15 protein-coding genes are annotated in these 10,410 nt (G+C 45.6%); 7 read left to right on the top strand and 8 right to left on the bottom strand.

Going from position 1 to position 10,410, the window contains the following annotated elements; all coding sequences use genetic code 11:
• Positions 1-85 precede the first annotated feature (85 nt).
• Positions 86-538: a MarR family transcriptional regulator gene (locus QUA04_RS27245; RefSeq protein ID WP_333263208.1), complete on the bottom strand. Its 453-nt coding sequence runs from the start codon at positions 536-538 to the stop codon at positions 86-88.
• A gap of 389 nt (positions 539-927) precedes the next feature.
• Complete coding sequence (locus QUA04_RS27240; protein WP_333263205.1) at positions 928-1,074, bottom strand: hypothetical protein; 147 nt, start codon at positions 1,072-1,074, stop codon at positions 928-930.
• 39 nt (positions 1,075-1,113) lie between these two features.
• Here QUA04_RS27240 and psb28 point away from each other — a divergent pair, with 39 nt between their 5' ends.
• The 3 genes from psb28 to QUA04_RS27225 all read left to right on the top strand — a co-directional run bounded on the left by psb28 (position 1,114) and on the right by QUA04_RS27225 (position 3,231).
• Positions 1,114-1,449 carry a photosystem II reaction center protein Psb28 gene (gene psb28, locus QUA04_RS27235; RefSeq protein WP_242716700.1) on the top strand — a complete coding sequence of 112 codons (336 nt, stop codon included), beginning with the start codon at positions 1,114-1,116 and terminating at the stop codon, positions 1,447-1,449.
• Between the two features lie 83 nt (positions 1,450-1,532).
• Complete coding sequence (locus QUA04_RS27230; protein WP_006632696.1) at positions 1,533-2,039, top strand: MogA/MoaB family molybdenum cofactor biosynthesis protein; 507 nt, start codon at positions 1,533-1,535, stop codon at positions 2,037-2,039.
• A 259-nt stretch (positions 2,040-2,298) separates the two neighbouring features.
• Positions 2,299-3,231, top strand: a complete 933-nt coding sequence (locus tag QUA04_RS27225) for a methylated-DNA--[protein]-cysteine S-methyltransferase (RefSeq protein WP_333263200.1) — start codon at positions 2,299-2,301, stop codon at positions 3,229-3,231.
• Between the two features lie 54 nt (positions 3,232-3,285).
• Here the strand turns inward: QUA04_RS27225 and QUA04_RS27220 are convergent, their stop codons facing one another.
• The 3 genes from QUA04_RS27220 to QUA04_RS27210 all read right to left on the bottom strand — a co-directional run bounded on the left by QUA04_RS27220 (position 3,286) and on the right by QUA04_RS27210 (position 4,374).
• Positions 3,286-3,612 carry a hypothetical protein gene (locus tag QUA04_RS27220; protein ID WP_333263198.1) on the bottom strand — a complete coding sequence of 109 codons (327 nt, stop codon included), beginning with the start codon at positions 3,610-3,612 and terminating at the stop codon, positions 3,286-3,288.
• A complete protein-coding gene (locus tag QUA04_RS27215; RefSeq protein ID WP_190662860.1) occupies positions 3,596-3,820 on the bottom strand; it encodes a DUF433 domain-containing protein in 225 nt (74 codons plus the stop codon). The genes QUA04_RS27220 and QUA04_RS27215 overlap by 17 nt, the downstream gene beginning before the upstream one ends.
• 170 nt (positions 3,821-3,990) lie before the next feature.
• The gene (locus tag QUA04_RS27210; RefSeq protein ID WP_333263195.1) at positions 3,991-4,374 is read right to left on the bottom strand and encodes an Mth938-like domain-containing protein; all 384 of its coding nucleotides are present in this window, start codon (positions 4,372-4,374) and stop codon (positions 3,991-3,993) included.
• A 356-nt stretch (positions 4,375-4,730) separates the two neighbouring features.
• Between QUA04_RS27210 and QUA04_RS27205 the strand changes: the two genes are divergently transcribed.
• Positions 4,731-6,083: a cytochrome P450 gene (locus QUA04_RS27205; RefSeq protein ID WP_333263192.1), complete on the top strand. Its 1,353-nt coding sequence runs from the start codon at positions 4,731-4,733 to the stop codon at positions 6,081-6,083.
• A gap of 33 nt (positions 6,084-6,116) precedes the next feature.
• Here the strand turns inward: QUA04_RS27205 and QUA04_RS27200 are convergent, their stop codons facing one another.
• On the bottom strand, positions 6,117-6,440 hold the full coding sequence (locus QUA04_RS27200) for a hypothetical protein (RefSeq protein WP_333263189.1): 324 nt from the start codon (positions 6,438-6,440) through the stop codon (positions 6,117-6,119).
• A 339-nt stretch (positions 6,441-6,779) separates the two neighbouring features.
• Here QUA04_RS27200 and QUA04_RS27195 point away from each other — a divergent pair, with 339 nt between their 5' ends.
• Entirely contained in the window at positions 6,780-7,058 is a 279-nt protein-coding gene (locus QUA04_RS27195) for a type II toxin-antitoxin system RelE/ParE family toxin (RefSeq protein WP_190743610.1), read from the top strand.
• 49 nt (positions 7,059-7,107) lie between these two features.
• Positions 7,108-7,419: a HigA family addiction module antitoxin gene (locus tag QUA04_RS27190; protein WP_333026536.1), complete on the top strand. Its 312-nt coding sequence runs from the start codon at positions 7,108-7,110 to the stop codon at positions 7,417-7,419.
• A 162-nt stretch (positions 7,420-7,581) separates the two neighbouring features.
• On the opposite strand, the gene QUA04_RS27185 is transcribed toward QUA04_RS27190, so the two are convergent.
• Together QUA04_RS27185 and QUA04_RS27180 are read right to left on the bottom strand one after the other, a co-directional pair.
• Positions 7,582-8,466, bottom strand: coding sequence for an AraC family transcriptional regulator (locus tag QUA04_RS27185; protein WP_333263184.1), 885 nt, complete (start codon positions 8,464-8,466; stop codon positions 7,582-7,584).
• A 209-nt stretch (positions 8,467-8,675) separates the two neighbouring features.
• Positions 8,676-9,617, bottom strand: coding sequence for a class I SAM-dependent methyltransferase (locus QUA04_RS27180; RefSeq protein WP_333263182.1), 942 nt, complete (start codon positions 9,615-9,617; stop codon positions 8,676-8,678).
• A gap of 328 nt (positions 9,618-9,945) precedes the next feature.
• On the opposite strand from QUA04_RS27180, the gene QUA04_RS27175 reads away from it, so the two are divergent.
• On the top strand, positions 9,946-10,356 hold the full coding sequence (locus tag QUA04_RS27175) for a hypothetical protein (protein WP_333263179.1): 411 nt from the start codon (positions 9,946-9,948) through the stop codon (positions 10,354-10,356).
• Positions 10,357-10,410 lie beyond the last annotated feature (54 nt).

Here is a 10,410-nt window from a genome sequence, read left to right as displayed (position 1 = left end):
CTCTTGTTTCATCTGTCGAAAGAATTCTTAAAGAATTTGGAGATAATTATGTAATTAATTTTGCTTAACTACTTAAATAATCCTTTTACGGAGTTGTTTGACGGGGTATTGCCAGCCCGTTCAAGGTGTCGCGAAGCTCGGCAAGATCTTCATCGGAGAGACGGCAGGCCGTCTCGATCTTTTCAGGGATCGAGCACGCTGCCTCGCGGAGTGCCTCGCCCGCTTCTGTCAGATCGATAAGAACGCGGCGTTCGTCCTGCTGGTCACGGGTGCGCGTCACCAACCCCGCGCTCTCAAGGCGCTTTAAGAGCGGCGTCAAGGTTCCGTTATCCATACCGAGTTCTTGCCCTACTTCCCCAACAGTGCGCGGGGTGCCCTCGTAGAGAGCCAGCATGACCAGAAACTGAGGATAGGTCAGGCCCAAAGGCTCAAGAAAGGGCCGATGAAGCCGAATAACACGGTTCGAGGCACTATAGAGGGCAAACGAAAGCTGCCTCCCCACCTGTCGCCGTTGGTTGATGTTCGAGTTGTTATCCATTTAAAAATCCAGTCAACAACTATTATATAGTACACTACATAATAGTTCAATACCTATAATTCACTTTTTTTCTGAGTTTTCTGGGGTGACCCCTATAAGCGCGTGTTTCATAGGGCGTGAAATTGGCGTTTCGCCAGCTTTGGCTTGGTGAGCCGCTTGAGCATGAGGCGGATCGTGGACACATATACGAAGGCTTCTGGGCTAGGCCGCAGCGCCTCATAATCTTTGCTCAGAGGCCGGTTGCGACCCAGCTAGGCGAAAGTGCGCTCTATTGCCTTCAGCCTAAGAAGCCTTCTCTCAATATCGATGCTTTTTTTCTCCCTTATGCTTAACCCGAACTCAGGTTAGATTATCTTGTGGAGTGGTCCGGAGAGCCCGCCCTGAAAGGATTATTGAGAATGGTGCAATATCTCAGAAGAACCAACCCATATCCCCTCGCCCTTGTCTCCGATTGCCTCACTCTCACGCACTCTCACCCGCTTCCACTCTCCCAAGTCTTGATTTGCTAGTACCCGAATCGTTTTATGATTAAACATTAAGAAATTAAGCAATCCTTAAGGTTCCACTGTCAGATTATGGCTAAAATTCAATTCTCTCGGGGTATAGACGAAGATGCTGTGCCCGAAGTGCGCCTAACCCGTTCTAAAACGGGAGCTCAAGGCACTGCCACGTTTATCTTTGAAAATCCCAAAGCTCTCAGCAGCACCAGTACCGAAGACATTACTGGAATGTACATGATCGACGAAGAAGGCGAACTGCTCACTCGCGAGGTTAAGGCTAAGTTTATCAACGGTCAGCCTGCTGGTTTGGAAGCTCTTTATCTAATGAGAAGTCCTGAAGAATGGGATCGATTTATGCGTTTTATGGAACGCTACTCGGAAGCAAACGGCTTAGGATTTAGCAAGGCATAATGGGTAGTTGGTAATTGGTAATTGGTAATTGGTAGTTAGCCGATCGCCCGTTGCCGATTGCCGATTACTTAGAACAAGAAACTATGACGCAAATTCCTCACCCCGACTTATCTAAAATAACCGTAAATTGCGCTATCATTACTGTTAGCGACACGCGATCGGCGGAAACAGACAATAGTGGCTTGTTAACTAAGAAGCTCCTAAAAGATGCGGGTCACTCGGTGGTAGCTTACACTGTTGTTAAAGATGATGCGGCCAAAATTGTATTGCAAATGCAGGCTTTTTCCCAGCGTGAAGATGTGGATGCAATCATTTTTAACGGCGGCACGGGCATCGCTCCCCGAGATACGACTTATGATGTGATGGAGAGTTTGCTCGACAGGATTTTACCAGGATTTGGGGAGATATTTAGGTTTTTGAGCTATCAAGAAATTGGTTCGAGGGCGATCGCCTCTCGCGCAGTTGCAGGCGTGTATCAAGGCAAGTTAGTCTTTTCTCTTCCCGGCTCTAGCAATGGCGTCAAACTAGCTGTGGAAAAGCTAATTTTACCTGAATTAGTTCACTTGGTGACGCAGTTGCGCGGAGGGTAAGAGCGAAAGTTCGGTTAATTGACTGACAATCAAGAAATTTGGTTACAAATCGTCCGAGGAATCCGTGGAGTGAGAAAAAAGCTTTGAATCCTCATCGCCAGCCCCCGGGTTTAGCAGTGAGGTCGCTTTATTCTATCTAAAATCTAAAATCTAAAATCGACTGGCTGCATTCACCGCAAGAAACGGGTGGCTTTGAGCCGAGTCTAGGGCTAAAGTGAGGAAACATCAAAATTCCCTTGACTTAGACTAGATGATTTCGATGCAGAATGCGAGTGTCTATGCTAGCGAAGATTATCACCGGATTGCTCGGGCGATCGCCTTTATGCGACAACACCACCTAAACCAGCCCAATCTGGCAACTGTGGCCCAGCACATAGGACTTAGTGAATATCATTTTCAACGGCTATTTACTCAATGGGCCGGCATTAGCCCCAAGCGGTTTTTGCAATATCTGACAGTTGAATATGCCAAGTCAAAAATCACTGAGACTAAAAGCCTTCTAGACCTAACATTGGACGTGAGACTATCGAGTCCCGGACGATTACACGATTTATTTGTGAACTTGGAAGCAATGTCACCAGGGGAGTTCAAAGCAGGCGGAGCAGGTTTACAAATTCGCTATGGCATTCATGATACCCCCTTTGGCACATCTCTAATCGCGACAACTGCCCGCGGTATTTGTAACCTTTATTTCTTGGAGACAACAGACGAAAAAACCGCCGCACAAAGACTGCGATTGGCTTGGAAAAACGCTGAAATCATTCGCGATGAGCAAGCCACTCAATCATTGCGTGACCTGATTTTCAATTCAGAAACTCTCAGCCAGCAAAAACCACTAACGCTTTTGGTAAAAGGCACTAACTTTCAGATTCAAGTTTGGCGAGCACTTTTGAAATTGCCATTTGGTGCGATCGCCACCTATCAGACTATAGCTCAACTGGTAGCTCGCCCAACTGCTGCTAGAGCTGTAGGAAATGCGATCGGTAACAATCCTATCGGCTATCTAATTCCGTGTCACCGAGTCATTCGAGAATCTGGAGAACTCGGTGGCTATGGCTGGGGAGTAGAGCGTAAAACAGTGATGTTAGGTTGGGAAGCTAGCCGTACAATCTGCGGACCCACCCTCGCAGGAATAGAGCGATCTAACGGTGTCAATTACCCGCCGCAGACTACCTCCGTTCCCAACACATAACCTCTGTGCGATCGGGTGCATGGGCGTTGTTTTGCTGCGTCGCCTAGAGAACTTTTAAGAACCTCCGACTTCAATCACTTCCCCCGGAGTAATGGTATTCAACACCTTACGAGCATCTGGTACCAGAGGAAGTAAATCAGGAAGCCTGTTGCTCGATGCTACAAGAACAACGACTGCAACTCCAGCTTGCTGCAAGTTTTGCTGATAGCGCAAATTTTGATCTGTGGTGAGCAGAATCGTGAAGCCCTCTTGACTCATAAGCAGCAGCAATTCACCGTTGTTCTTTCCTGACCATCCCATCTCAACAACTGTGCGTATCTCGTAATCAGCAAGTTCACGCTTTAAAGGTCGTGGGGCACATTCATCAAGCAGGATTCGCATAGGCTGTCAGCATTTCCTTGGCTAATTCAAGAGCTGCAATTGTCTGTTCCCGACTGACACTAGGGAAATGGTCTAGAAATACCTCTAATGAATCACCAGCCTCAAGATAGTCAAGTAGGGTTCTCATTGGTACACGAGTCCCAACAAAAACAGGGGTTCCCCCCAGAATATCGGGGTCGCTATGAACAACACGGGATGTTAATGTCATAACAAATTTAGCCAACTGGCTACCAGCTTTTACAACAATTGTATCCCAAAGTCATTTAATTTTCCTGAGCAGAATGCCAAACCAAACGATCGCTAGCATCCATTTCATCGTTCTTGCCGATTATTTTCAGCGAAGGTTTTATATAATTTCCTTGCTGCATCGGTACCGCGTTAGCAGGTTGAGTGAAATATTCCCCCGACCTTCTTACCTTGTTGCATTAAATTGTTGAAAAGGTCTACAGCCAATTTGGTAGGCCCAATATAATACTCAATACCTCTTTGATGCAGCAGTTCTTCAGTTTCGGCACAGGTATGTAGCATGAGTTCCATACCACGTGTCAAAACCATAAATTCTATACCTTGCTCTAAAATTTCTTCGATATCAGCAGGTTGAATACCTGGTTGGTGACGAGTACCTGTGAGTCTCCAATCCCATTCCTTAGAACCTCCAGGCCATACTTTACAATCTTTGAATTGACAAGTTTGGCCGTCAGTGATTACCTTAATACGTCCCCAAGAGATATGACTAATCAGGCTTTGCTGAGAACTGCTCATGATATTATTTTTTTTATCATAAAAAGATGGACAAAAGAGATTTAGCCAATGTAGATAGGAGCGCCCAATGGCTAAATTGAGCGGCAGCGAGTAACTTTAGCTTAACTGAAATTATCTCTGTTCAGTCAAGGCTAGTTTACAAACATCAAGTCCTTGAGCTAAGCATTGCTCTGGCCACTTTCGAGATAGGGGTGCAAACATTTCTAGCAACTGGTGTTTTGTCTATTCATAGTTCTGGTGTGACTTAGGCTCAGGAACCCGGTTTCTACCGAATGTCGATCGCTCGCAGATAAATTTCAGGGTGCAAGGTCGATCAATATACACTAGAAATATTATTGTGTATCGCCAGTTTTTCAATGACGCTGCCTACCGGATCTCGTTCTCCTGCTTTGTTCCAAACACTTTCGCTGGTAGCTGACCCGATCGCATTTTTCGATCGCTACTCGGCCAAATACGGCGATACATTTACCGCCCGCGTGTTGGGGCCCTCTTCGCCCCCCGTGGTGTTTCTGGGCAGTCCAGAAGCGATTCAGGCGGTGTTTACGACCTTAGCCGATGCCTTTGAGTTTGGCAAAGTGACCAACGTATTTCGCCCGCTGGTGGGAAATGAATCCCTAATTATGAATGAAGGGCCGCGACATCTGCGACAGCGACAGCTATTAATGCCCGCGCTGCATCGGGAACAGTTGCACAGTCAAGGGCATTTGATTGTTGATTTGACGAAAAAGCAGACGATCGACTGGAAAGCCCCAGATGCGATCGCAGTCCGCGAAGAAATGTCAGAAATTTCGCTGCAAGTAATCTTGCAAGTCGTGTTTGGATTAGTGCCGGGAGAGCGCTACGAACGCCTGAAACAATTGCTCAGCAAGCTTTTAGAGGCGATTACCTCTGAGCTGTATTCGATACAATTTTTCTTTGAACCCTTGCAGCAAAATTTGGGACCTTGGAGCCCGTGGGGGCAGTTTTTGCAGCAGATGGCGCAGATTGACTCGCTGATTTATGCGGAAATTGCCGAGAGGCGATCGCATTCTCTCGATTCGTCTCGCACGGATATTCTGTCGGTGTTGATGATGGCCCGCGATGACACGGGCGAATCCATCGGCGATCGAGAATTGCGCGATCAGTTGATGACGCTGTTGTTATTGGGACATGAAACGACTGGATCGGCGTTGACTTGGGCGTTTTACTGGCTGCATCAGTTTCCCGAATGTCTCGCTAGATTGCGGAAGGAATTGGATGAATTGGGCGAGAATCCCGATCCGATCGCGCTTTCGCAGTCGCCCTACTTAACAGCAGTCTGCAAGGAAGCGCTGCGCGTTTATCCAATTGCCTTAATTTCGCAGCCGCGCAAGGTGAAACGGACGATCAAACTCGAAGGCTATACATATCCACCGGGAACGATTTTAATCCCCTGTGTCTATTTGGCGCACCGTCGCCCTGAAACCTACGAAAATCCCGCCGGGTTCAATCCCGATCGCTTTTTAGATCGCAAGTTTTCCGCCTCTGAATTTTTACCGTTTGGAGGCGGGAGTCGAAGCTGCATCGGGATGGCGTTATCGATGTTTGAAATGAAGCTGGTTTTAGCAACAGTGCTGTCTTCCCGTGAGTTTGTATCAAATCTCGATCGGCCAATTCGTCCGGCGCGCCGGGGAATCACCTTTGTTCCGCCCGATCGATTCCGATTAACGGTTGTGGGCGATCGGCGTTAGATGAGAGTGAAACACCGTGTCAAGCAAGATATGTTATTCGATGAAAATCCCAGCAACTTTGTCTCCATTCATAGTCATGTGTGCCACAAATTCATCTCCACCATCTTCAAAACTCAGCTTCCACAAATAAATCGGAGAATTACCTTGTTTTATTTCACCAAAATAATTAATTGAGTATCCCTTTTGCAGGCGGGAAGCAAGCTGCTCGCTAACATCGTCAAACATTTTTTGTGTAATGCTCGCTTTGTAGCCTGCATCACCGACTGTAGTAAAAAGCTCGTAATTCTTCGATGCAGTGGAATCCAAGATAACCTGCAAACAATCGATGACGTTTTGAGAGGGGGCTGTCGGGTTCATGAAGAGGTCCTTCTTTTAGGGTGCTATCAAAATCTTCTAGCTCAGACTGCTGTCTAACGCTTAATTGTACCGCAGTTGCGATCGAATCCAGTTTTGGAGCGTCATTGACCGCCAACACCATCCGCTTAGCTCAGCCGCTACGATCGCTTTTTTGTTCTCCCAGATCCAGTCCTGTTAGTAGATTGGAGCGATTTTTGCTTTTGCAATCATTTTAGGCTTGACACCTGTAACCTCATAGGTTACATTAGTAAAGTAATCTCAAAAATTACAAAAACTTTTAATTAATATATATAAGTGCTATGAACTGGATATTCAGGCTTGATTGAAGGATTATTTCACATGATACAAACTTTTAAAAATAAAGCATTAGAAAGATTATTGAGGGAAGGTAATGCAAAAGGAATTCCTAAAGAACTTGAAAAAAGGACAAGAGCAAGACTTGAAGTAATAGATACAGCAATAATTATAGATGATATTAGAATACCAGGCTATGATTTACACGAGCTTAAAGGTGATAGACAGGGAACTTGGTCAATAAAGGTATCAGGTAACTGGCGTATAACTTTTACATTTCAGGATAACAACGCATACGATATAGATCTCGAAGATTATCACTAGCCCATAAAACAAAATCTAAAAATTTCACTTAAACCGAAAGGAAAGTTGCATGAAAGACATACAAAACATTATTCAAGGGAGGAAAGTAAGACCAGTACATCCGGGCGAGGTCATTTCAGATGTGCTTGAAGATATTGAAATGACTCAAACCAGGTTTGCTGAGATACTTGGTGTATCCCGCCGCAGTGTCAACGAAATTGTTTTAGGTCAAAGACCAATTACAGTAGATATGGCAATTCGGATTGGGAAAGCGTTGGGGAATGGCCCTCAACTGTGGCTTAATCTTCAGCAAAAAGTTGATATTTGGGATGCAGTGCAAAAACACAGTGAAGAGTACGAAAAAGTATCTACGGTAGCATAGCGCGATATGTTAATCTCAGATTTAAAAACTCCGGCGGTTGAAACCGCTTTGGGGGTAAAAATCGAATGTGCTGGCGCTCATCATTCGATTTTCATCCCCAACTATACAAACGAAGTCCGCGCAACGCAAGACTAAGAGATAAAATGTGACGTTTCTGCGATTTTACTTAAGTGGAAGAAACACGTCTGTAACCGCCTCATGTTCTGGTACATCAGGGAAAAAGCTGACTCTCTGGAAATACAGTGGAAAGTCTCGCGGTTCTTCTTTGCTTAGCGGGAGCCATTCCGAATACAAATACCTTACGCTCTCACCGATATTGTCGTCGGAACCGATGTGTCGTAATACAGCGCATCTACCGCCGGGAATTGTTTTTTCAACAACCCCAAATGAGTTTTCAGTCAGATCGCGTTGAGTTGACGCGCAGATGTCCAAGCGATAATCATCAGGTGAGGTTTCGGCTGGATTTTCGTAGAGAATGTTGAAAGTAGCGCTCACTTTGGGCGATAGACTGTTCTGCTTGCGCCATTCGATAAACTTGCGTATTGACTCCCCTATCAGATTGGGGTCGCCACGGTGTTCAAGCACGGCAACTTTGGTGTCTTTAAATGTGATTAGCTTGACTTGTGCAGGCTGATTTTCTGGTTTCATGTGGTTGATTCTTAAGTCACTTAATGGTTGGTAAATCGAGTGCCAAGTATCCCACTGCGGTTGCTTTCTGAACTCGGAAGGGGTCTGCCCTATGCTCTTTTTGAATGCGCGCGCGAAAGATTCAGGGCTTTCATAACTATTTGCCAGCGCGATATCAATGATCTGATTGCGATCACGAAATGCGAGTTGATAAGAAGCGCGCTTCAAGCGATTGAGCTGGACGTATTTGTATACGCTAACCCCGAAAAGCTCAGAGAACTGCCTGTGAAAATGATACTTCGAGAATGCAGCAACGTTGCAGAGCCGATCGACAGTAAGGTCATCGTCCAGATGACCATCGATGTACTCAAGCACCTTGCGGAATCTAGCGTGATAGGTAGCAACAGTTGCTGTAGTCAATGAAGTTTCCTCCTCGGCGTATATATAAGCTATCGCCTTAACATCAAAGAAGCCTGACAGAAGTTGCTCAATTCTTCATAACCAATTTATATATAATTTTGTATTTCCGGGCGATTGGAATAATCTAACTGTTTTTCATTGCACCGCAGTTGCGGTCTAATATACTTTTCAAGCATCATCGACCGCACACATTTTTTGAAACATCAAACCTAACTATTTATTGCCTCAGCAACAATAGTCCGGTGTCGGACTGTATTGCAAGTGATTGTCGGCTGTGCAAAACCAGAATCTACCAAAGCTTGCTCGATATCCAAGCCAAAATACTGATCCAAATAAGGCTCCGTACTCTTGAGCAAAGTCAAAATATAAGGAGGCATTTTGGCATAAACTTCCGACTGAGGATTCATATCCATAATAGTCAAATGTCCGCCAACACGTAGCAAACGCCTCGCTTCCCGGAACACTTCTCTAGTAGCTTTCTGCGGCAATTCGTGACAAACTAAACAAATAGAAACTAAATCAAAAGCAGCCGCAGGCAAACCAGTAGATTCAGCAGCAGCGTGAACCCAAGTCGGAGATTTTTGATTTAAAGATTCAGATTCTCGCTGTTGGGAACGGTATTTAGCAACTGCTAAGAAATAAGGCGACAACTCCACCCCAGTCATCTTCGCTTCCGGGTAAACATCCCCAAGTGCAAAGGTACTCATTCCCACACTGCATCCCAAATCAACAATATCCTGCGGTGAAGAAGCAATCTGAGATTTGATGACTTCGTGATAGCTGGCGCGGAGTTTTGCATCGCCTTCTGCACCCGCTTCCGGCCAAATTCCCGCGTGAACAGTACGGGCGGCAACTTCAACTTCTGTCGCAGCTTCCCAGCTCATATTACCTTGTTCGTAAGCGTGAAATGAAGTTAGATAATATTTCGGGTAAACAAGATCGGGATTTTGGACGCTGAGCAATTCTGCCTCCCAATTTCGAGCTAAAAGTGCTTGGGCTTCTTGTCGCCAATGCACTCCGATTTTTTCTGCTCTTTTTATCATCATTTCCCGCGCTTGGTGCTTGGCTAGATTAGCTAAAGGTTTGATGGAAAGGACGCCATTTACTAAACGCGAGGCTACTCCGGGAGTTTTGTTAGCTGCAACAGTCATCTTTTAGTTTTTTCTATTTTGCGCCCTCTATTTTAACACGTTTGGGCGATTTTGAGTTGGTCAATATAATGAAACTTAACTTGGTGCGGGCGAGTGAAATGCAAATGTTTGGTGAAAAAGATTTTTTATCAACCGCAGAGGGCGCAGAGAACGCAGAGTTAGAAAGGAGAGAAAAGATAAGAGTAGGGCAAAACTGGCTCTGGTGGTCTAATATTTATTTGCGCTTAGCTAGTTAGTTCTGGGGAATTCGCCGGGAATCGGGAATCGAATTTGCGGAAGTTGGAGTATTTGGAAGAACACTTTTAATCGGGCTATTCAGGAGTTTGTGATGAGCAAATCTATTGTGGAATTGGTTGACAATTTGCCCTCTGGTGGGGTCACTGTGATGATGCTCAAATCTCTCGATTTTGTGGTTCCGGGGGAGTGGAATAATCTAGTGGGTTTTGATAATACTATTCAAGCGCTGACAGGGGAAACAAAGCGCAAGTTAGTTGGGAAAATTCGCGATCGCGCGATCGAGCTTTACGCCAACCCCAACGAGCCATATCAAGGCGTACTCAGGCTTTACCAGTTAGCAGACAGCGCCGACAGTGCGTTAGGTGCAACGGCTATGGCGAATAAAATCGGCGAAAATATCGGCTTTCTTTCCTTTCTCAACCGCCTCACTCCCAAAGCTGACACAACTCAAACGATCGACTTGTGCGTCAAAGTGGCGATCGGGAGCATGTCACTTCTGTAGTGAGTAATGATACTCATGCAGGTCTTCGCTGATTACCAATTAAGCCGTTCAAGT

The sequence above is a fragment of the Microcoleus sp. S13_C5 genome, from assembly GCF_036700845.1.
GTDB lineage: Bacteria > Cyanobacteriota > Cyanobacteriia > Cyanobacteriales > Microcoleaceae > Microcoleus.
This window is presented reverse-complemented; position numbering and strand designations above follow the sequence as displayed.